Genomic DNA, 22,189 nt, shown 5'->3' with positions numbered 1-22,189 from the left:
TGCTTTACATTACCCTTTGACAATTTCATTCTATGATGAAAGTATCCTGCGCAATCAGTCCGCGACAGTTCTTTAAGCTTGGTTTCTTTACCTATGAATTCTAGCCAGTGCTGGAGATGCGTTTTAATAGTCACGAACCTGCCACTTACTATCAACTTGCTCTCTACGTCTTTCTGACGCTGGGCAAGATACTTGCTTACGCCACCTTTCGTGGTTAGGGAAAAGTATGTCTTGCCCATTCTTTGATTAGCATACAACTCTAAGTAGAGCTCTTTCCCCTTCTCCATAGCAGTCGATTGGCTGCGAGTACGCAAGCTTTTCCTAGCATACTTTTTCTCATTCTCCAGCCACATGCGAAAATGCCAGTATTCGCCTCGCTTGTATATTATGGCTTCGTCAAAAATCTTTATTTCGTCTTCTGAAAAGTTCTTCTTCTTTATAGTCATTGCCAAGTCTCAAAGTACTACTGTCCGCAGTAGTCACAGTTCTGTGCGACATTTTGTGCAACGCTATAAAAAAAACGCAAGGAAATCAACGAGTGAATTCCTTGCGTGCCACTTTTGTGTAACTTTTAAATTCAATTAAATCAGCGGCTTACTAAAGAAACACTACTCCCACTCAATAGTAGCAGGCGGCTTACTACTCACGTCATAAGTCACCCGCGAAACCCCTTCCAACTCGTTGATAATCCGGTTGGAAACCTTCTCCAGCAGCTCGTAGGGCAGGTGCGCCCAGCGGGCGGTCATGAAGTCGATGGTTTCTACTGCGCGTAGCGCGATGACCCATTCGTAGCGGCGGCCGTCGCCTACTACGCCTACCGATTTCACCGGTAGGAACACGGCGAAGGCTTGGCTGGTTTTATCGTACCAACCGGAGGCGCGCAGTTCTTCGATGAAGATGGCGTCGGCATCACGCAGGATATCGGCGTACTCTTTCTTCACTTCACCCAGAATGCGCACGCCCAGGCCGGGGCCAGGGAACGGGTGGCGGTAAACCATATCGTAGGGCAAGCCGAGCTCTAGGCCGAGTTTGCGCACTTCGTCTTTGAACAGTTCGCGCAGCGGCTCGACCAGCTTGAGCTTCATGGTTTCCGGCAGGCCACCCACGTTGTGGTGGGATTTGATTACGTGCGCTTTGCCGGTTTTAGAGGCGGCAGATTCAATCACGTCCGGGTAGATGGTGCCCTGGGCCAGGAAATCGACGCCTTCAATTTTGCTGGCTTCTTCATCGAATACGTCAATGAACGTATTACCGATGATTTTACGCTTGGCTTCCGGGTCGTTTTCGCCCTTCAGCTTGCCGAGGAACAGCTCTTCGGCGTCTACGCGGATCACCTTAACGCCCATGTGCTTGGCGAAGGTTTCCATCACTTGGTCGCCTTCGTTTTTGCGCAGCAGGCCGTTATCGACGAACACACAGGTCAGCTGGTCGCCAATGGCTTTGTGCAGCAGCGCGGCCACAACAGAAGAATCGACACCACCGGAGAGGCCCAGCAGTACGTGGCGGTCGCCCACTTGCTCGCGCACACGGCTTACTTGGTCTTCGATGATTTGTGCCGGTGTCCACAGCTTCTCGGCGCCGCAAATATCCAGCACGAAGTGCTCAAGAATGCGCTGGCCTTGCAGGGTGTGGGTCACTTCCGGGTGGAACTGTACACCGTAAAACTGCTTCTCTTCCCAGGCCATGGCAGCAATCGGGCAGCTCGGCGTGGAAGCGGTCACGGTGAAGGTGTCGGGGGCTTTGGCTACCTTATCGCCGTGGCTCATCCATACGTCTAGCAGGCCTTTGCCGCTGTCCGCATCCACGTGGTCTTTAATGTCTTTGAACAGCGCGGTTTCAGCGTCGATTTGAATTTGGGCATAGCCAAACTCACGCTGGTTAGAGCCTTCTACCTTACCGCCAAGCTGCTCAGCCATGGTCTGCATGCCGTAGCAAATACCAAATACCGGCAGGCCCATTTCAAACACACACTGGGGGGCGCGGGGGGAATCCAGCTCAGTGACGGATTCCGGGCCACCGGCCAGGATGATGCCGTTGGGGTTGTATTCGCGAATCTCTTCTTCGGTGATGTCGAAGGCGCGGATTTCAGAGAATACGCCGATTTCGCGAACCCGACGGGCGATCAGCTGGGTGTACTGGGAGCCGAAGTCGAGAATCAGAATCTTATGGGCGTGAATGTCACTCATGGCGGGGTCTCGGTTGAGCGGTGGAGGTGCCGCTGGTAAAGCCAAAAAGCAAGCGGCGGGGCTAAGTGCCCGCCGCCATTTAATGTGGAAACCTCCGATTAACGATGACATCCGGTTAATCAGAGGTTCCATGGTCGTTGCGCTGTTAGCTCACCCGGTAGTTGGGCGCTTCTTTAGTGATCTGCACGTTGTGAACGTGAGATTCGTTAAAGCCAGCACTGGTAATTTGTACGAACTCCGGCTTGGTACGCATTTCTTGAATATCGCGGCAGCCGGTATAACCCATGGAGGCGCGCAGCCCGCCCATCAGCTGGTGAACGATGGCGCCCATCATTCCCTTATAGGGCACGCGGCCTTCAATGCCTTCCGGCACCAGCTTCTCGGCACCTTCGGCTTTATCTTGGAAGTAGCGGTCGGCGCTGCCCTGGTTCTGAGACATGGCGCCCATGGAACCCATGCCACGGTAGGCTTTGTAGGTACGGCCTTGGTAAAGTTCGACTTCACCCGGCGCTTCTTCGGTACCGGCCAGCAGGCCACCCACCATCACCGCGCTTGCGCCAGCGGCGATGGCTTTGGCTAAATCACCCGAGAAACGAATACCGCCATCGGCGATCAGCGGAATATCAAACTCTTTCAGCGCTTCGGCAACGTTAGACACCGCGGTGATTTGCGGTACACCGACGCCTGCCACAATACGTGTGGTGCAGATAGAACCGGGGCCAATACCCACTTTAACCGCGTCTGCGCCCGCTTCGGCCAGCGCTTTTGCGGCGGCGGCGGTGGCGATGTTGCCGCCAATCACTTGAATGTTGGGGAAGTTCTCTTTAATCCAGCGAACGCGATCAATGACGCCTTTGGAGTGGCCGTGGGCGGTATCCACAATAATCACATCCACGCCAGCTTCGACCAGGGCCGCCACGCGATCCGGGGTTTCCGGGCCGGTGCCTACGGCTGCACCCACTAACAAGCGACCGTCGCTGTCTTTAGCGGCCATGGGGTAAGTGCGTGCTTTTTCGATGTCTTGGAAAGTCACTAGGCCACGCAGGTGAAACTCGTCATCGACGATCAGCATTTTCTCAATGCGGTGTTCGCGCATTTTGGCTTTGCTGGTTTCAAGGTCGGTGCCTTCTTTGACGGTAATCAGCCGCTCGCGGGGGGTCATGATGTCCGCCACGCTGTCACCGTGGTTAGGCTGGAAGCGCATGTCGCGCTCGGTCACGATGCCTACCAGGGTTTCGCCTTCTACCACCGGGAAGCCAGAGAAGCCGTTCTCGCGCGCCATGGCCAGCAGGTCATCTAGCTTCGCCTTGGGGCTAACGGTGACCGGGTCTTTTACAATCACGCTTTCGTGCTTTTTAACTTTACGCACTTCAGCGGCTTGCTGGCTCATGGCCATGCTCTTGTGGATGATGCCGATGCCACCTTCTTGTGCCATTGCAATCGCTAGACGCGCTTCGGTAACGGTGTCCATTGCAGCGGAAAGTAGCGGGATGTTAAGAGAAATATTGCGGGTCAGGCGGGTTTTGAGGCTGACATCCTTGGGCAGAATATCGGAGAAGCCGGGAACGAGGAGTACGTCATCGAACGTAAGTGCTTCTTGGGCCATACGTAGCATAGCGGCAACACCCTGATGGAAGAGGAAGTGGGGCGTGGAAAGTTAATCCCCCATTATAACGTTTGGAAGGCCATACCAGCAATGCGATGGCGGCATATACAAAACAAGCAGCACCGCTGAGGGTTGCTGCTTGTTTGTTTAACCTAGAAAAATCTTAGTCTAGCGCGCGGTCGTCGGCTTCACTGGGAAAGTCCAGATCCTCCAAACGCCCGGTCACCGCCGTGGCAATGTTCGCCAAATGCGAGGAGACCCGCTTGTAGTGGCGAGCCAGCAGCGAGTACGCCACGGCTTCATGAAACTCGACCGCCTCTTCTTCACGCAATAGCGCTTCGATAAGGTCGTCGCAAATCCCACCTATTTCGCGGGCAGCCGTGATAATGCGGTGCGCCTGGGCTTCGTTTGAGTCCCGCGTGGCGGTAATCAACTCTTTAAACAACCCTGATAAACGCTCAGAAACCTTATCTAGCGGCTTCTGGTAGCGGTCTACATGAAAACCTTCGCTGTAGAAAGCGCCAACTTCAAAGACGTTTTTACAGTAATCGCCAATACGCTCGGCGTCTTTTGCAACGCTCATCAGCGCAAGGCAGATAGCCACATCATGGCCGGGATTAACGGTCAGGTGGCGCAACACCTTGCGGCGGATGGAGCGCTCAAGCTCGTTGACCGCCACATCGCGCTGGTAAAGCGGTTGGCGCACATCTTCGGCAGGCACTGTGCTGTAAAGCACCTCGTTGGCACGTGCGAACATCCAAGCACCATGCTCCAGCATCTTGGTCAGGTCCGCGTAGGCCTGGTCAATGCTGGTTTCCGAGGTAAGCGCACTATAAAGCTGTTTAAACATGGGAAACCCCTCGGTTGGCCGCGCTTAGCGCAGGCGCATGAACAATTCGGTCAGTGTAATGCCGACCAACGGCACCACCAGAAATACACCAATCAAGAATAAGAAGGCATAGCGGATCTGTTTACCCGCCAAGCGGCCATACCAGGTGGCAATACGCAGCGGAATCACCCGCAGCGGCCACCAAACAGCCGTACCGGTTAAGTTGAAGATAACGTGAAACAGCGCCACCGTCATCGCCGCAGCAACAGGGTTAGCCGTAGCCGCTAATACGCTGGTTACGGTCGTGCCTAGGTTAGCCCCCATCATAAAGGGAAGCACCCGGCGCAGGCGTACAACGCCCGCCCCTGCAAGGGGTACCATTAAGCTGCTGGTAATCGTACTCGACTGCACCAGCACAGTAGATATCACCCCAACGCCATAAGCACGGGCATCGGTACGGAAGAAATAGGTGCGGAACAGGCCATCCATGTGCCGCAGCAGAGCGCCGCGCAGGTTTTGCACCATAAAGATCAGCGCCGCGAACATCAGCAACATGCCTAACGCTGCCACAAAAAGCCCTGCAGCCGCCACGCTGGGCATCAGGGTGGCCCCCAGCCAGTTAGCGGCATCAACAATAGGGGCGGTGATCACTTTAATGGGGCTATTGGGGCGTGCCACTTCTTCTAAGCCAATCAGCTCGGCTAGCCAAGCCGCCAGGCGGGTGAAGATACCGCGTCCAGCGTCGTGGAACATCCCCGTTAGCCACTCCAACGGGAAGACCACTAGCACCGTCAGGATATTGAAGAAGTCGTGCATCATGGCGGCGGTAAAAGAGCGCCGGAAGTTGCGTTTAATGCGCACGTTCGCCAGCGCCACGATGACACCGGTGACGGCGGTGCCAATATTGGCACCCATAATGGCAAACACAGCCGTACCCAGGGTCATTTCCCCGCTCGCCACCAGCGTCACAATCAGTGCCGAGGTAAATGACGAACTCTGCACGATCATGGTGACTAACACCCCGGCCATCAGGGCGATAAAGGGATTTTCACCATAAGCAAAAGCGCGCGTTAAAACATCACTATCGCCACCAAAGGTGCCTAGGCCAGCGCCCAGCACATTGAGTGCAGCCAGAAAAAAGTAGAGGCACAAGCCCGCATAAATACCGCGCAACCAGGCCGGTACCTCACGAGGCACCTCGCGAGCAAGAGCAGGACGATCGGTGGAAGGTCCGAGATTCGACATAAGTGGTCTGCCGTGTTGGTGGACAATCTATGTATGACGTTTTGATGACAGTTTTGTGTCGGCGAGCAACGTACCATGGTTATGTGACACTTTGATGACGAACACAAAACAAAGCAGTGAATATTCGCATCACGGCTGCAAACCTAAGCACCCTGGCGAATACGTTTGCTGAGACAGGTTAGCGTATTGTCTAATGGTTGCACCCTAACTGATTATCGCACCGCAAGCGTTGGACGACACCTGCCTCCATGACCGCCTCAAACAGCGCCATCTTCTCAGTCAGCGAACTCAATCTCAAGGCGCGCAAGGCGCTAGAGCGAGACATGGGTGAGGTATGGGTCGAAGGCGAGCTTTCTAACGTATCCCGGCCCGCCTCAGGGCATATCTACTTCACGTTAAAAGACGATCGTGCGCAGGTTCGTTGCGCGCTATTTCGCCAGCGGGCGCGCTTTGTGGCCGCCCCCATGCGCGATGGCGACCAAGTAAAGCTGCGTGGGCGGGTGTCGTTATTTGAGCCACGGGGCGACTATCAATTAATTGCCGAAGCGGTGCAGGCGGCGGGCCTAGGCGAGCTGCTGGCCGCCTATGAGCGCTTAAAAGCACAGCTGGAAGGGGAAGGTGTGTTCGCAAATACCCGCCCCCTACCCTTTCCGCCCCGCAAAATTTTGATTTTAAGCTCCGCCAGCGGCGCGGCCATTCGCGATGTATTGGCCGTGCTTGAAGCACGCTGGCCGCTGGTGGATGTCACGCTGATTCCCGTGCCTGTTCAGGGGGCTGATGCGGCGCCTGCGATGATTTCTGCCTTGGGGCTATTAAACCGCCAACCACGCTTAGACCCCGAGCTAGATGTGGTGCTGATCACCCGTGGCGGCGGCAGCCTTGAAGACCTGTGGGCGTTTAATAATGAGCACTTGGCGCGGGCGATTTTTCACTCCCGCTTGCCGGTGATGTCGGCGGTGGGCCACGAAGTGGATGTCACCCTAGCGGATTTTGCGGCGGATATGCGCGCCCCAACCCCTTCCGCCGCCGCCGAACGCTTAGTGCCTGACCAAAACACACTGAAGCGCCAGCTGGAACAGGCAGCAAGCCGCCTGCACCGCGCTATGCAGGCCCGCCTAGAGCGGGATAGCCAGCGCCTAGATACCCTGCGTGCTCGCCTGCGCCACCCTGGGGAGCAGCTCAACCATCAGCGGCAGCACTTAACTACCCTCACCCAGCGTTTGCAGCGCGCCATGCAGCAAACGCTCACCCAGCAAAAAGCCCAGGTAACCCAACTGGAAAAGCGTTTAGCCAGCCAGGACATGGCACGGCTATACCACGCTGAGCAGGAACGCCTCAATAACCTACAACGCCGTTTGGCCAGTGCGATGCAGCGTGCCTTAGAAGCACGGCAAGTAAGGCTCAATAGCACCGCCCGCGAGCTAAACGCTGTTAGCCCCCTCGCCGTACTGGGGCGCGGCTACGCCATCGCCCAAGACGAAAAAGGCCACATTATTCGCCGTGCAGACGACACCGCACCCGGCCAGAAGCTCTCGCTACGGCTAGGTGAAGGAAAACTCAGCGTGGAAGTAAAACGGCGCTACAAAAAGTAGCGCCGCGAATGCAGGGGCTAGCCAACACACATCTATTTGCGATCTTTCTTATCAGATGCGTCGTCGTCTTTAGAACCTGGATTCACTTGATGCGTATCGGGCATGGGGTTAGCATCATCGTGATGGTCATCACGCTGGTCTTTCTTCGGGTCGTCTTTGTCTGGGTGGACACTTGCGGCAGAAAATTCGGTGTTCATATTACCTCCTAATCCTTGGTGGCGGTCGTTAGCGAATAGCGTTAACTCTGTTGAGTGTTGCCCCTTCACTATAGCTGCTAAGGGCGTTCTTTCCATGCAGCGCTCGACGCGCTGATTAGGCTGCTTCGCTGCGCGTGATTGAACCCACAGTGCTAATGAGGCTGCAGTAGAAACGGCAGCGCCTCATCCAGCAAGGTATCGGGTATTTCTTCGGCGATGTAGTGGCCACAGGGAAGTGCTTTGCCTTCAACCTGAGTGGCTACTTTGCGCCATTCAGCAAGCGCATCGAAACACGCCTCTATCGCGCCATCTCTGCCCCACATGACTTTTAAAGGGCAAGTAAGCTTAATGCCTGCGTCGATGTCCGCTTGGTCGTGGGTCAAATCAATACTGGCGCTGGCGCGGTAATCGCCGCAAATACCCGTGGCGGCGCCGGGAAGCGAGAGGCAGCGCTCGTACTCCGCGAGCGCTTCTAAGGCGAAAGGCGCCATGCCCGCACTGCGAGCGCCCATCACGCTTTTAAGGTAGCAGGCGGGGTCGCTGTTAATCAGCATTTCTGGCAGTGGCTGGGGGCGAATTAGAAAAAACCAGTGCCAGTAGGCGCGGGCAAAGGCCTCGTTAGTGCCGCGATACATGGCAAGGGTTGGGGCAATATCCAACAGCACCATGCGCTCAACGCGCTCCGCGTGATCTACCCCCAGGCGGTGGGCCACCCTCGCCCCGCGGTCATGGGCCAGTACGTTAAAGCGCTCAACCCCCAACGCACTCATTAACGCGGCCATGTCGTTGGCCATAGTGCGCTTGGCGTAGTTGAGGTGTTCAGGGTCGTCGTCGGGTTTAGCACTATCGCCGTAACCGCGTAGGTCTGCCGCAATAACGGTAAAGTGCTGGGCCAAGATAGCCGCCACTTTATGCCAAATAACGTGGGTTTGCGGATGGCCATGAAGCAGCAGTAGCCCAGGGCCGCTACCACCTATACGAAAGGCGATTTCAGTGCCGTTAACGTGGCGCGTGCGCTTCTCAAACCCTTTAAACATACCTTCACCCCACTGCATGCACTGGCGTGGTTGCGCCAGAGATGTTTAAGCGCTGACGGGCGAATCCGCCTTTAATACCTGCTCGAACAAAATCGCTTCGAAATGCTCCATAGGCGCGACGGATTTGAGCGTTTTAGCGCGAAGAATAGCGCCCTCCCAGCCAGAAAGCACAAAACTCGCCAGGGCTTCTGGGGGGATAGTGGTATTCACCACGCCCTCGGCTTGGGCATCGCGTAAGCAGGTGACAAGGCGTTTCTCCCAGCGCTGGAACACAAGGTTCAGCGCATCGCGGAAGGTATCGCTCTGGCCGGAAAGCTCTTGACCCAGGTTGCCAATCAAACAGCCGGTTGTATGGTCGCATTCACGCATGTGTGCGCGGCCAGTGGCAAAGTAGCGGCGCAAGCGCTCTAGGGGCGGCAGGGTCGAATCTTCAAGCAGCGCGGCCAAGTTTTCATCGTACTCATTAGCAAAGCGCTCTATGACCGCCAAGCCAAAATCTTCTTTGCTGGAGAAGTAGTGATAAAACGAGCCCTTGGGCACACCGCAGGTTTTTAGAACGGCATTGATACCTGTCGCGTTATACCCTTGTTGGGCAATGAGTGCAGCGCCAGTCTCTATTAACTTATCGCGGGTAGCGGTGTTTTTTATCATGTTACGTAGACCAGTAGTCTAATAATTTTCAAATGCAGTGAGCAGTCGTTCTCTTTAACGACGCTATTAGGTAACGTCGCACTCGGCAAGCGTGTTGCACGCAATTTGCACATTACTTACCTAATCGCTGCTTAGGAATCGTAGATGCTAGCATGATACGCCTAATGACCTGGAATTTTCGCCCCTAGCCAACGGATAACGCGCGTTAATGACCCCTTCTCGCTATTACGCACCACATCAACAAGGCCGCATTCGTTTCGGCGCCCTGGCAGCGCTGCTGGTATTCGCCGGTGGGTTGGCGCTGGCGTGGTGGATTCTTAGCCAACCTCCCCGCGTTGAGCGGCGCCCGCCGCCGCCCACGCCACCGCCGGTTGTCGATGTCATTACCGTAGAAAAGCGTCTTCAAGCGCCGCGATTAACCGGATTTGGTCGGGTAGAGGCAGAAAAATCCACCCTATTGGCCAGCCGCGTTGCTGGCCAGCTTGAGCGCTTTGGGCAAGGCGTACTGCCAGGCCAAGTGGTAGAGCAGGATGCCCCACTGGTGTATATCGACCAAGCCGACTTACAGCTAGCGCTTGAAGATGCACAAGCGCAGCTGGCCAACGCCCAAGCCCTACTTGTCCTAGAGCAGGCCGAGCAGCAGCGCGCCCGCAGCGAATATGAGTCCTTTGGTCGCCAGCTTTCCGCAGAACGGCGTGCGCTGGTACTGCGTGAGCCCCAGCTGCGCCAAGCCCAAGCGCAGCTTACCCAGGCACGCGTAGCACGCGATCAGGCGGCATTAAATCTAGAGCGCGCTACGTTAAAAGCGCCCTGGCGGGCCATGATTCAAGACCGCTTAGTAGGTGCGGGCAGCCTGTTAAACCAAGGCACGGAAGTGCTTAGCTTAGTGGGCGTTGAGCAGTTTTGGGTGCGCGCCTCGCTACCCGGGGACACTTTAGCGTGGCTTAAGCCTGGCGACGTTGTCACATTAACAAGCCAAGGCTGGCCAGAGGGAGCCTCGCGGGAAGGCCGTTTACTATCAATACTGCCCAATTTGGAGGAGAACGGCTTACAAGCGCAGCTGCTGATCGCGGTGGATGATCCCCTCGCCCTTGAAAACAGCGCCCCCGCCCTGCGCCTGGGGGATGTAATGCGTATTACCTACCACACCACAGCCAATGAAGCGTTGATTGCCCTGCCCTCTGCTGCGCTACGCCCCGGCGAGCAGGTGTGGTGGGTAGATGACGACGAGCGCTTGCGCACTACCACCGTTACCCTGGCCTACCGTGGCCAGGAAGAGGCGCTGGTGCGCAGCGGCCTAGAAGCAGGCCAACGGGTGGTGGTGGCGGGCCTTGCCCAACCCCGTATAGGCCAGCAGGTACGGCTACGCCAGCGAGGCGACACCCCTGCACGTGATGAGGGAGCCACCCAATGACCCGCCGTGGCCCGCTGGCTTGGATGGTCGACCACGGTGTGGCGCCTAACCTTTTGATGGTGCTATTTATCGTCGGCGGCCTCTTCGCGTCGCTTGCGATCAAAAAAGAGGTATTCCCTGAGTTTGAGACTGAAATTGTTCAAGTCACTATTAGCTACCCCGGCGCCACCCCGGAAGACGTGGAGCAGAGCCTTCTACTCCCCGTAGAAGCCGCCATTGCCAATGTAGAAGGCATTGATGAACTCACCGCCAGCGCCAGCGAAGGAAGCGCTGTGCTGAGAGCAACGCTGACTGATGGCGTTGAAGTAATGCGCGCTTATCAGGATATTCAGCAGGCGGTGAATGCGATTACTACCCTGCCCAGCGCTGCCGACCCACCCCGTTTTACCTTAGCAGGCCGCTCGCGCAGCGTGGTTAGCCTTCAGGTCTACGGCTCGGTGGGCCTGGCAGCGCTCCACGACGCCGCCGAAGACGTGCGCGCCGAACTACAGGCCACCAGCGGTATTTCCCGGGTTGAGCTTTCCGGCAACCGTGATCGCGAAATCCAGGTTCACCTAAACGACGAAGCCATTGAGCGCTACGGGCTGGACCACCAGCAGCTTGCCAGCCGCATCGCCGAAGAGGCGCTGGACTTAGCCAGCGGCCAGCTCACCACCGCCGAAGGTGAGTGGTTAATCCGTTACCAAGGGCGGCGTAACAGCGCCACTGAATTCGCCCAGCTGCCTATTCTAACCACTGCCCAAGGCGCCCAGGTTGTGCTGGGTGATATCGCCAGGGTAAGTGAGGGCTTTGCAGAAACCGACCGCGAGGAGTTCTACAACGGCCAGCCGGGGCTTTCAGTGGATGTCTATCAAATTGGCAATCAAACCCCCACCAGCATTTCCAACGCGATTTACGGCGAACTTGAGCAACTGCGCGCCAACCTGCCTGAGGGTGTCAGCCTGGATGTTTCCCGGGATAGCTCGGTCATTTACGAAGACCGCCTTAGCCTGCTGCTGAAAAACGCCTGGATGGGCCTTGCGCTAGTCATGATCCTGATGGCGCTGTTTTTGGAAGCACGACTGGCATTCTGGGTAACCCTGGGCATTCCCACCGCGTTTTTAGGCGCCATGCTGTTCCTGCCGTGGATCGGTGTGTCGCTGAATATGATGTCGATGTTCGCCTTTATCATCGCACTTGGCATTGTGGTGGATGACGCCATTATGGTGGGCGAGAACATCTACAGCTACCGCGAGGAGGGCTACTCACTGCGCGATGCGGCGGTGAAGGGCGCGGGGGAAATTGCCGTCCCGCTCACCTTTGCCATTCTTTCTAATATTGTGGCATTTTTGCCGCTGCTGTTTTTACCCGGTTTTTTAGGGCTCATTTTCGCCACGGTACCGGTGGTGGTGATTACCGTGTTCTTAATCTCCTGGGTGGAAGCGCTGTTTATTCTTCCCGCCCACCTTGCCCACAGCCGCAAACCGCGCCAAACGCCCGCCTGGCAACGCCCCATTGAAGCCGTTCGCCAGCGCATGCAGGGTGGCTTGCACCACTTTACTTACCAACAGTTCGAGCCATTTTTGCAGCGGGCACTCAATCAACGCCTGCTTACTGTCGCCATTGGCGTGGCGGTGCTCTCCATCGCGCTGGCCTGGGCAATGAGCGGGCGACTGGGCTTTTCGCTAATGCCGCGGGCAGAGTCTGATCAGGTGCAAGCCAGCGTTACCCTACCTATTGGCAGCCATATCAGCGTTAGCCGGGAGCTTAGCCAGCAACTGCTGCAAGCCGCCGAGCAACTAAGCGAGCAAGAAGAGACGCTCAGCTTTAGCAGCTCCCGCAGCCGTCTGGACGGTGAAAGCCTCTCCGTTCGTTTGGATATTGCTAGAGACAGCTTGGAAGCGTGGCCGCCTTCCCGTATTGCCCGAGAGTGGCGTGAGCTAACCGGCGATTTAGTCGGCGCGCAGTCGGTGCGCTTTGAATCAGACTTTGGCGGCCCAGGCAGCGGCGCGGCGCTGAGCCTACGCCTCTCTCATCCGGATACCCTGGTACTGGAAGCCGCCGCCGCCCGGCTGGCAGAGCTGCTGGGCGAGTACGGGTTAACCGACATCGACAGCGGTTTAGGCGATGGCAAGCCGCAGCTTGAAATGCGCCTTTCCGCTGAAGGGCGTGCGCTGGGCTTAACCGGTAGCGATCTTGCCCAGGCGCTACGGGCGCCCCTTCAAGGGGCTACCGCCGTCGAGCAGTTTATTGGTCGGCGGGAGGTGAGCGTTGAAGTGCGCCTGCCCGAACAGGACCGTGACAGCTTAAACGAACTCTACCGCCTGCCGATACGCACCCCTGATGGGCTGAGCGTGCCGTTATCACGGGTCGCCGATATCACCCTCAGCCAAGCTTCAAGTAGCCTTCAGCGTGTGGATGGTCGGCGGATTATCACCGTGACCGCCGACACTGAAGGCGATGAGTCGATTAACCAGGTACTCGCTACCCTGCAGGAAGATGTTTTTCCCACCCTTAGCAATACCTGGCCCGGGCTTGAGGTCAGCATGGGCGGGCGCCAGCAGGATACCGCCGATAATCTCGCTACCCTGCGCACCGCCATGTGGTTAATGCTTGCTGCCCTCTATGCGCTACTGGCTATTCCGTTTAAAAGCTACCTGCAGCCGCTGCTGGTACTGGCCGCGATTCCGTTTGGTATTGTGGGGGCCGTGGCAGGGCATATGATTATGGGCTTTGGGCTTTCGATTATCAGCCTACTGGGCATGCTGGCCCTTTCGGGCGTAGTGATTAACGATGCCCTGGTGTTAATCGACTACGCTAACCGCAAGCGCCGCGAAGGCATGGCCCCACGGCAGGCCATTGTCGCTGCCGCCACCAGACGCTTACGGCCGATTATGATGACCACATTGACGACCTTTTTAGGCCTTGCCCCAATGATATTGGAAACTTCCCGTCAGGCGCGCTTTATGATTCCCATGGCGATTTCGTTAGGGTTTGGAATGATTTTCGCAACGGTAATCCTGCTGGTATTGGTACCCTGCCTTTACCTCGGCCTTGAGAATCTTCGGGAACGGCTGAGTAAGCCGCACCCACCCAGCCCAGAAGGAGCTCGCTAATGGCAAGGCTCGACTCGCTCCGCCAATGGCGACCCTCTCGGCTCGGGTTAAAGCTGTTTGTGGCGATTTTGAGCGTTAATGTCGCCATTGCAGCAAGTATGTTTCTGGCGGTCTCCTACAGTATTGACCGTGGTTTTATTGATTACCTGAACCAATCCCAAGAGCGGCGGGCAACGCTGCTCGCCGACGGGCTGATTACCCGCTGGGAAACCCAGGGCAGCTGGGAGTGGCTAGAACAGTCCCCAGAGCGCTGGCCATTTATTGTGCGCTTTGAGCTAGGTCAGGAGCATCGCGACCGCCCCTCCCCGCTGGGCGAGGCGCGGGATTTTGCCCTGCGCGATACCGACGGCAACTATGTCATCGCGCCCAGCGAGCGTCGCCAGGGCCCCAGCGACTGGCGATGGCTAACGCTCTACAGTGACATGGCGGAAAGCGGCGGCAACCAGGCTATCGGTGCCCTTGGGTTTCGCCCGCCGCAACATATGATGGAGCGCATGGAGAGCCGGTTCCTGGAGCGCCAGCAGCGCAACCTAGTGGTGATTGTGGTCTCGCTGGTATTGGCATCTTTATTGTTGGCGGGCGGGCTTTCCTGGTGGTTAGGCAGGCGCACCCGCGCCTTAGCGGGCGCCACCCTGCGCCTCACCGAAGGTGATTACCATACCCGCCTGGCGGTACGGGGCCGTGACGAACTTTCTCGCCTAGCACGGGACTTCAATGTGTTAGCAGCCACCCTAGAGGCCAGCCGCGACGCCCGGGCGCGCTGGGTTTCCGATACGGCTCACGAACTGCGCACCCCGCTTGCAGTGCTACGTGGTGAAATAGAGGCTATGCAGGACGGCATTCGCCCCCTCAACCAGGAAAACCTCGCCTCGTTAGCCCAGGAGGTCGCCCAGCTTGAACGGCTGGTGACTGACCTGCGCCTGCTCTCCCAAAGCGATGCCGGAGCACTGGATATTCAGCTCGCGCCCATGAACCTGAGCGAGTGCCTGAGCGGCCGTTTAACCGATGCCGACCGCTGGCTTGAAGAGAGCGGCTTAACGCTCATAACCCAAATAAGCCCCGAGGTGATGATTCGCGGTGATGCCCAGCGCCTGCGCCAGCTGTGGAGCAACCTACTCGATAACAGCTGCGCCTATACCCAGCCCCCCGGCGAGTTGCAGGTAACGCTCAGCATTGAGCACAAACACGCGGTGGTCGTATGGCAAGACAGCGCCCCTGGCGTACCCGAGAGTGAGCTTACAAGATTAACCGAGCGCCTTTACCGCGTTGAGGGCTCGCGGAACCGGGCCAGCGGCGGCAGTGGTTTGGGGCTTTCCATTGCCAGTGCGCTGGTGAGTGCCCATGGCGGCACCCTAGAGGCCAACGCCTCGACCCTTGGCGGCCTTAAATGGACGCTGCGCTTCCCTCTTCTCACGTCTACCCATTACCTAGCGAGCTGACTATGTCTTTACAAGACGCGTCTCAAGACGCCTCACTGTTGATCGTTGAAGATGAACCCAAAATTGCCCGGCTAATGGCCGACTATTTAACAAGCCACAACTTCGACACCACAATCATTAGTCACGGCGACGAGGTCATGCCGTGGTTACGCCAACAGGTACCGGCCCTAGTGCTGCTGGACGTTATGCTGCCGGGTAAAGATGGGTTAACGCTCTGCCGTGAGGTGCGCCAACAGTGGCCTACGCTGCCGATCATCATGGTCACCGCAAAAGTAGAGGAAGTAGACCGCTTGCTAGGGTTAGAGCTGGGTGCAGATGACTATATTTGCAAACCGTTCAGCCCCCGCGAGGTGGTCGCCCGGGTTAAAGCTGTGCTACGCCGTAGCCAGGCGGCCGCTGACGTAACTGAGCCCGCTGAGGCAGCACGCCAAGCCCCGGTTACGCTGAATGAAGATGGCTGGCAGGCGTTAGCCAACGGCCAGGACCTAGGTCTGACGGCGGTAGAGTTCCAATTGCTGCGGGTAATGATGCAGTCACCGGGGCGGATTTTCAGCCGTGAACAGCTGATGGATCACATGTACCGCGACAACCGCATCGTTTCTGAGCGCACCGTGGACAGCCATATTAAAAAGCTACGCAAGAAAATCCACGAAGCGCTCCCTGAGATGGAAATCATCCGCTCGGTCTATGGCGTCGGCTATAAGTATCAGCCGGAAGGGTAAACGCCTTGCTTAGTGCATCACCTGCCGGTTAAGAAACGCGATGCCCGCATCGATAGCACTGCCGCGCAGCAAGAAGCTGGCGAAGTGGCCTCGAAAGCGCTGCAGATACAGCTCGCTCTCGATGTTGTTATCCTGCAACGCTTGATAGAAATCGGTGGCGTGGTCAACGGGGACAAGCCGATCCCAACTCCCATGGAACAGGAAAAACGGCGGTGCCGCTGGGGTGATCTGCCGGGCGGGAGACGCTAGCCGATAGGCTGCGTTTTCTTCCGCACGGGTCCCCCCGATGAAATCGACCACTAGCCGGCCATCATTAAACTTGAGCAAATCGCTCGGCAAACCGCCTGCTAGCACCGCCGCTAGGCGAGTATGTTCACCGCCATAAGGCTCGGCCAATGGCCCCTCTTCGCCCGCCAGGGCCAGCAGGCTCACTAAGTGCGCTCCGGATGAGAAGCCAACGCCGACGATGCGTTGGGTATCGATGTTCCACTCGTCTGAATTGGCGTGAATCCATGCCATTGCCAGCTGTAAATCATGCAGTTGGGCGGGAAAGCGGTACTCGGGGGCAAAACGGTGCTCAATATTGACCGTCACGTAGCCCTGCTGGGCCAGCTGCTCGGCAATGCTCTCCATATCGTCGGGGCCGCGATTACGCCAACCGCCACCATGCACCACCAGCGCAGCGGGGCGCCGTTCAGCCCCGGAAGTTGTAGGAAGCAGTACGCGGGCCTCTAATGCTTGGGGCCACTCCGCTGGGGTGTAACGCTGAGACGGTAAGCGGGTAAAGGGAACGGTCTTCTGCTGGAGAGAGGCCTGCTCAATGGCCGGGTTCCCCGTGGTGCCTTGGTGGGTTGCCCCACAGCCGCTAATGAAAAGTGCGAGGGCGCTTAGGCTAAGGTAGTGACGTACAGTGCGTAGAGCTGGCATTCATGCCTCCTTATTAAACTCACGTGATTGACCGGGCCCTCACCCTAACGCTATGACCCCCTAGCGCCTTAAATGATCATGATTGTTGCACACTTAATGCAAACGGTTTGCACGTGCCTCTACCATACTGTGATTGTCTGATTAGCAATTTAAAACGCTAACTCGTTACCAAGAGGTACTTTATATGACACTTCGCCAGCTATTTGCCCCCGCCCTACTCGCCGTCGCTTTAACGCCGTTAGCGTTCACTGCACAGGCAGGCCATCATGAAGGGCATGAAGGCCGCGGCTATGACCGCGAGCAGATGGTAGAACGCATGGAAGAGCGCCGCCAGGAAGTGTTTCAGCGCGCGGAGCTAAGTGAAGAACAGCAAGAAGCGTTAAACGAAGCCCATGCCGAACACCGTGAAGCGTTAAAAGCACTCCACGAGGAGCACCACGCGCGGGTCGCGGAGATTCTTAGCGAAGAAGAGCAGCAGGCAGTGCGCGAAGCAATGCGTGAAGTTCACGAAGAGTACCGCAGCGAGCGTGGGCACGGTAAGCGTGGCTACCACCATGATAAACCTGAAGCGGAAAACGCCGCTGAGTAAGCATTTACTTACTTTTTAACTGCGATTAAATGCCCGGCTTTGCCGGGCATTTCTGTTTCTAGACGCCTAAAAATGCCAAGTGTTGAGAGGACGTTGACTTGAACTGGACAACTAAACCGCGTATTTTATTTGAACGTTCATTCAAAATAAATATCACCCCCACTTTGTCTAACAAGAGGAGTCCGCCTGCATGGCGAAAGACAACCCCATCACCCCCTCCCGGGACCGCCTCAACCCCGTGGTTTTCCACGGCAGCATGGCCGGTATCCTTATTTTCTTAGTGCTCACCATGGTGTTCACTGAACAGGCTGGCGCCTTTTTTGATGCTGGGCTGGCCTGGGTGAGTAAAACCTTTGGCTGGTATTACATGCTCGCTATTGTGGCGTACTTGGTGTTTGTGGTTGCCATTGGCATGTCGCGGTTTGGCAGCATTCGTCTCGGGCCTGATCACTCACGACCTGAGTTTTCGCTGCTCTCTTGGTCAGCCATGCTGTTTGCCGCAGGTATCGGTATCGATTTGCTGTTTTTCAGCGTTGCTGAGCCTGTTGCCCACTACTTGGCTCCGCCGGATTTAACCCCAGAAAGCCAAGCTGCAATGCGTAATGCCGTCGTTCAAACCTATCTGCACTGGGGGCTCTCCGGTTGGGGACTGTACGTGTTGATGGGTATGGCGCTGGCCTACTTCAGCTATCGTCACCGCTTGCCGTTGGCTATTCGCAGCGCCCTTTACCCAATACTCGGCAAGCGTATCCACGGCCCCATTGGTAATGCTGTCGATATTACTGCCGTCATTTCTACCGTGTTTGGTATTGCCACTAGCCTTGGCATTGGCGTTATGCAGCTCAATTATGGCCTCACCTATATGTTTGGCGTGCCCGAAACGCTGAGCGTACAGGTGATCTTGATTGTGCTGGTGGTCATATTGGCGACGATTTCCGTAGTGACCGGCGTTGAGAAAGGTATTCGTCGTTTATCTGAGTTCAACATGTTGCTGGCCCTCGCGCTGATGCTGTTCGTACTCTTTTCCGGCGACACGCTGGTACTACTGGATAAAGTCGTCAATAACGCCGGTGACTACCTATCAGGCTTTGTCGGTGCCAGCTTTGATACCTACGCCTTTGCCGGTGAAGAGGCTCAAGAGTGGAAAATGTGGTGGACGATCTTCTTCTGGGGCTGGTGGATCGCCTGGACACCGTTTGTAGGCCTGTTCCTGGCGCGTATCTCCCGCGGCCGTACTATTCGTGAGTTTGTCGCAGGCGCCTTGTTTATTCCGCTAGCCTTTATGATGGTGTGGATGTCTGTATTCGGTAACAGCGGTATTGAGCTGGTCGCCAACCAGGGCGTTGCCGAGCTAGGTGAGCAAGCGCTTAGTACCCCGCAAACCACGCTCTATACCCTGCTTGAGTACTACCCCTACGTCAGCATTACTGCCGCTGTTGTTACGGTTTTGGGTATCGTGTTTTTTATTACCTCTGCGGATTCCGGGGCCCTGGTACTGGCCAACTTCACCTCCATTTTGAGTGATGTAAACCACGATGCACCGGTAAAGCTGCGCATTTTCTGGTCGGCAGTGATTGGCTTAATTACTATTGCTCTGCTGATGGCAGGCGGGCTTGCTGCGCTGCAAAGTGCGGTAGTCATTACTGCGCTGCCTTTCTCGCTGGTCATTTTCGCCGTCATGGTGGGTATGTACAAAGCGCTGAAACTTGAGGGCAAAAAAGCCGACGCCCGTCGCATGATTGCTGGTGGCGCCCCAGGCGGCGACTGGCGCGAGCGTTTGGATCGCGCGCTGGACACCTCGAATCGTGCAGGTGCCGCCGCGACAATTGAGCACTCTATTCGTCCGGCGATGACGCAGTTTGCCCAGGAGCTTGAAAGCCGTGGCCAAACCGCCAACGTAACCGAAGAGCACGTTGAAGGTGAGTCGCTGCCCAACTTGACGTTACAGGTTGATTTCGGTGACGCCACCAGCTTTGTTTATCAAGTGTGCCCGCACCGCATGCGCACCCCAAGCTTCATCCCCGTGGATGATGATTTCTACGTGCGCTTGGATGTGTACCTAGCGGAAGGCGGCCAGGATAAAGACCTTAACGGCTACACCCGTGGTCAGGTGATTGGAGACTTAGTCGCGGAGTATGAGCGCCACCTGCACTTCCTCACCCTGGCTGGCCAGCAGATGGGGCACGTGCAAGCGATGCCCGGCACCATCGGCGAACCGCCGGAAGATGCACAGATGTAAGCAGCAGACGTAAGCGAAAAATCCCGGCCAGGCGGCCGGGATTTTTTTATGGGTGACGCTCAAAAGCGGCAAGCTGGGTGGGCTGCCCCAAGTGGGAATGCCATTCGCCAATCCCACCAAAACGCACACGATAGCCGTTACGACGCGCCACGCCCTGCGCCCAGTCACGAAAGCGATCCCGTGACCATTCGAACTTGTGGTCAGGATCACGAAATTCGCCATCGGCTAAATCAAACAGCGGGTTGTATTCACTGTTAGGCGTCGTCATTACCAAGTATTCGGGACGTAATCCGCCAAACACGCCCTGCTCTACCGTGGATAACCGCTCAGGCGGAATATGTTCAATGGTTTCCACCATGGCCGCGCCTGTGAACCCCATAAGGCCTGGATGATGTTCCGTGTAGGAGCCGCATATCAGCTCTAAGCGCCCGTGACCTGCCTGCGGCAGCTGCTCCAGACGAAACTTGGCTTGGGCCAGTAGCTCGCCGCTTAACTCAAGGCCAACCAGTTTCTCAAACTGGGGCTGGTGGAGTAGATACTGCAATAGGCCACCTGAACCGCACCCTAGGTCCAGTACTTTCCGAGCACCGCTGGCGCGCAGCCGCTCCACTACGTGAAGAAGCCGCTGCTGGTGTAAATCCGGTGCTTCGATATCGCTCATGATCCGCCTTGCCGTAGATAAAAGCGTCATGATGCAGCAAAGCACCTCAAGCGTGTAGGAAGAACGTGTAAAAACAGGCGGGAGACAGCAAACAAAAGCTGGAGAGAGGCAAACAACTCCGCTCAGGCCCTTGGCCTGAGCGGAAATGGGCGTGTTTAGAAGAACCCAAGCGGGTTGATGTCGTAACTTACCAGCAGGTTTTTAGTTTGCTGGTAGTGCTCAAGTGCCATTTTGTGGGTTTCACGGCCAACGCCAGATTTCTTGTAGCCGCCGAAGGCGGCGTGGGCAGGGTACTGGTGGTAGCAGTTGGTCCACACGCGGCCCGCTTGAATACCCCGGCCCATGCGGAAGGCGACGTTGATATCACGGCTCCAAACGCCTGCGCCCAAGCCAAACTCGGTGTCATTGGCGATGGCCAGCGCTTCCTCTTCGTCTTTGAAGGTAGTGACCGCGACGACCGGGCCAAAGATCTCCTCTTGGAAAACACGCATCTGATTATTGCCCTTCAGCAGCGTAGGCTGAATGTAGTAGCCACCGTTGATGCTGTCGTCCAGGGTCTCTTTATCGCCACCGGAGAGGAACTCCGCACCCTCATCACGGGCGATATCCATGTAGGACATGATTTTGTCGAACTGCTCTTGGGAGGCCTGAGCGCCCACCTGCACATCGGTATCTAGCGGGTTGCCGCGTTTAATGGTTTTGGTGCGCTCAATGACCTTGGCCATAAACTCGTCGTACATGCTCTCCTGAATAAGCGCGCGTGAGGGGCACGTACACACCTCCCCCTGGTTGAAGAACGCTAACACCAGTCCTTCTACCGCTTTATCAATAAACGTCGGCTCGGCGTTCATAATGTCAGCGAAGTAGATATTGGGTGATTTGCCGCCTAGTTCGACGGTAGAGGGAATAATATTTTCTGCGGCGCATTTAAGAATATGCGAACCAACGGGGGTTGACCCCGTAAAGGCAATTTTGGCAATCCGCTTACTGGTAGCCAGCGCTTGCCCTGCCTCAGCGCCAAAGCCGTTAACAATGTTCAACACCCCTGGCGGCAGCAGGTCGCCGATGACTTCCATCACTTTCAAAATGGACGCGGGTGTTTGCTCAGCTGGCTTCAGTATGACGCAGTTACCGGCAGCAAGCGCGGGGCCAAGCTTCCAGGCGGCCATTAAAATCGGGAAGTTCCAGGGGATAATTTGCCCCACGACACCCAGCGGTTCATGGAAATGGTAAGCCACGGTGTTAGCATCAATATCTGCGGCGGTACCTTCCTGGGAGCGTAGGCAGCCCGCAAAATAGCGGAAGTGGTCAATGGCGAGGGGAATATCGGCATTCAGCGTTTCGCGCACTGCTTTACCGTTGTCCCAGGTTTCCGCCACGGCGAGCATTTCCAGGTTTTGCTCTAGCCGGTCGGCAATTTTGAGTAGCGTATTACTGCGCTCTTGAACGGAGGTTTTACCCCAGGCAGGCGCTGCTTTGTGGGCTGCATCCAGCGCTTTTTCAATATCTTCAGCGCTAGAGCGGGGAATTTCGCAAAACACTTGGCCATTAACGGGGCTAATATTATCGAAGTATTGACCGTTGACGGGAGGAACAAACTCACCGCCAATATAGTTTCCGTATCGTTTTTCAAACGACACAACGGAACCGGCATCACCTGGGTTGGCGTAGATCATCGTAAAGCTCCTGAGTATTATGGTTATTAAAAGGTGCCTACCCAGTGTTGAACACACAGGCCATTCTCGATATAGCCCGATGGC

Annotated in this window: 18 protein-coding genes; 7 read left to right on the top strand and 11 right to left on the bottom strand. The window is 56.5% G+C overall.

The features are described 5' to 3' along the window. The 5 genes from MOY_RS17490 to MOY_RS02210 form a co-directional block, all read right to left on the bottom strand. On the bottom strand, positions 1-446 hold a 446-nt coding region (locus MOY_RS17490), incomplete at its 3' end, for a hypothetical protein (RefSeq protein ID WP_009096055.1). Between the two features lie 162 nt (positions 447-608). Further along, entirely contained in the window at positions 609-2,186 is a 1,578-nt protein-coding gene (gene guaA / locus MOY_RS02225) for a glutamine-hydrolyzing GMP synthase (protein WP_009096053.1), read from the bottom strand. 145 nt (positions 2,187-2,331) lie between these two features. After that, on the bottom strand, positions 2,332-3,801 hold the full coding sequence (guaB, locus tag MOY_RS02220; protein WP_009096051.1) for an IMP dehydrogenase: 1,470 nt from the start codon (positions 3,799-3,801) through the stop codon (positions 2,332-2,334). A 154-nt stretch (positions 3,802-3,955) separates the two neighbouring features. Next, complete coding sequence (locus tag MOY_RS02215; RefSeq protein WP_009096049.1) at positions 3,956-4,642, bottom strand: PhoU domain-containing protein; 687 nt, start codon at positions 4,640-4,642, stop codon at positions 3,956-3,958. A 24-nt stretch (positions 4,643-4,666) separates the two neighbouring features. Continuing rightward, complete coding sequence (locus MOY_RS02210; RefSeq protein ID WP_009096047.1) at positions 4,667-5,866, bottom strand: sodium:phosphate symporter; 1,200 nt, start codon at positions 5,864-5,866, stop codon at positions 4,667-4,669. 248 nt (positions 5,867-6,114) lie between these two features. Between MOY_RS02210 and xseA the strand changes: the two genes are divergently transcribed. Further along, positions 6,115-7,458, top strand: a complete 1,344-nt coding sequence (gene xseA, locus MOY_RS02205; RefSeq protein ID WP_009096045.1) for an exodeoxyribonuclease VII large subunit — start codon at positions 6,115-6,117, stop codon at positions 7,456-7,458. A gap of 32 nt (positions 7,459-7,490) precedes the next feature. Here xseA and MOY_RS17335 read toward each other — a convergent pair whose 3' ends face one another. The 3 genes from MOY_RS17335 to MOY_RS02195 form a co-directional block, all read right to left on the bottom strand. Then, positions 7,491-7,655 carry a hypothetical protein gene (locus tag MOY_RS17335; RefSeq protein ID WP_168183925.1) on the bottom strand — a complete coding sequence of 55 codons (165 nt, stop codon included), beginning with the start codon at positions 7,653-7,655 and terminating at the stop codon, positions 7,491-7,493. A 152-nt stretch (positions 7,656-7,807) separates the two neighbouring features. Further along, positions 7,808-8,692 (bottom strand): alpha/beta fold hydrolase, encoded by an 885-nt coding sequence (locus MOY_RS02200; RefSeq protein ID WP_009096043.1) that lies wholly within the window; start codon positions 8,690-8,692, stop codon positions 7,808-7,810. Positions 8,693-8,737: 45 nt separating this feature from the next. Then, positions 8,738-9,340, bottom strand: coding sequence for a TetR/AcrR family transcriptional regulator (locus tag MOY_RS02195; RefSeq protein WP_035539811.1), 603 nt, complete (start codon positions 9,338-9,340; stop codon positions 8,738-8,740). Between the two features lie 211 nt (positions 9,341-9,551). Between MOY_RS02195 and MOY_RS02190 the strand changes: the two genes are divergently transcribed. Genes MOY_RS02190 through MOY_RS02175 form a run of 4 tightly spaced genes read left to right on the top strand, consistent with a single transcriptional unit; the run spans position 9,552 to position 16,013 of the window. Next, the gene (locus tag MOY_RS02190; RefSeq protein ID WP_009096038.1) at positions 9,552-10,757 is read left to right on the top strand and encodes an efflux RND transporter periplasmic adaptor subunit; all 1,206 of its coding nucleotides are present in this window, start codon (positions 9,552-9,554) and stop codon (positions 10,755-10,757) included. Further along, the gene (locus MOY_RS02185) at positions 10,754-13,852 is read left to right on the top strand and encodes an efflux RND transporter permease subunit (RefSeq protein ID WP_009096037.1); all 3,099 of its coding nucleotides are present in this window, start codon (positions 10,754-10,756) and stop codon (positions 13,850-13,852) included. The genes MOY_RS02190 and MOY_RS02185 overlap by 4 nt, the downstream gene beginning before the upstream one ends. Then, positions 13,852-15,291 carry an ATP-binding protein gene (locus MOY_RS02180; RefSeq protein WP_009096035.1) on the top strand — a complete coding sequence of 480 codons (1,440 nt, stop codon included), beginning with the start codon at positions 13,852-13,854 and terminating at the stop codon, positions 15,289-15,291. Before MOY_RS02185 ends, MOY_RS02180 begins: the two co-directional genes overlap by 1 nt. 2 nt (positions 15,292-15,293) lie before the next feature. Next, positions 15,294-16,013, top strand: a complete 720-nt coding sequence (locus tag MOY_RS02175; protein WP_009096032.1) for a response regulator — start codon at positions 15,294-15,296, stop codon at positions 16,011-16,013. Between the two features lie 9 nt (positions 16,014-16,022). Here MOY_RS02175 and MOY_RS02170 read toward each other — a convergent pair whose 3' ends face one another. After that, positions 16,023-16,940 carry an alpha/beta hydrolase gene (locus MOY_RS02170; RefSeq protein WP_009096030.1) on the bottom strand — a complete coding sequence of 306 codons (918 nt, stop codon included), beginning with the start codon at positions 16,938-16,940 and terminating at the stop codon, positions 16,023-16,025. 184 nt (positions 16,941-17,124) lie between these two features. Here MOY_RS02170 and MOY_RS02165 point away from each other — a divergent pair, with 184 nt between their 5' ends. Further along, positions 17,125-17,529 (top strand): hypothetical protein, encoded by a 405-nt coding sequence (locus MOY_RS02165; RefSeq protein WP_009096028.1) that lies wholly within the window; start codon positions 17,125-17,127, stop codon positions 17,527-17,529. A 190-nt stretch (positions 17,530-17,719) separates the two neighbouring features. After that, entirely contained in the window at positions 17,720-19,768 is a 2,049-nt protein-coding gene (betT, locus tag MOY_RS02160; RefSeq protein ID WP_009096026.1) for a choline BCCT transporter BetT, read from the top strand. A gap of 46 nt (positions 19,769-19,814) precedes the next feature. Here betT and MOY_RS02155 read toward each other — a convergent pair whose 3' ends face one another. Beyond that, positions 19,815-20,429, bottom strand: a complete 615-nt coding sequence (locus tag MOY_RS02155) for a methyltransferase domain-containing protein (RefSeq protein WP_009096023.1) — start codon at positions 20,427-20,429, stop codon at positions 19,815-19,817. Between the two features lie 155 nt (positions 20,430-20,584). Then, positions 20,585-22,105 (bottom strand): acetaldehyde dehydrogenase ExaC, encoded by a 1,521-nt coding sequence (exaC, locus tag MOY_RS02150; RefSeq protein WP_009096022.1) that lies wholly within the window; start codon positions 22,103-22,105, stop codon positions 20,585-20,587. Positions 22,106-22,189: the final 84 nt, after the last annotated feature.

This window comes from Halomonas sp. GFAJ-1 (assembly GCF_000236625.2).
GTDB lineage: Bacteria > Pseudomonadota > Gammaproteobacteria > Pseudomonadales > Halomonadaceae > Vreelandella.
The sequence above is the reverse complement of the archived record's forward strand: the minus strand, read 5'-3'. Positions and strand labels throughout refer to the sequence as shown.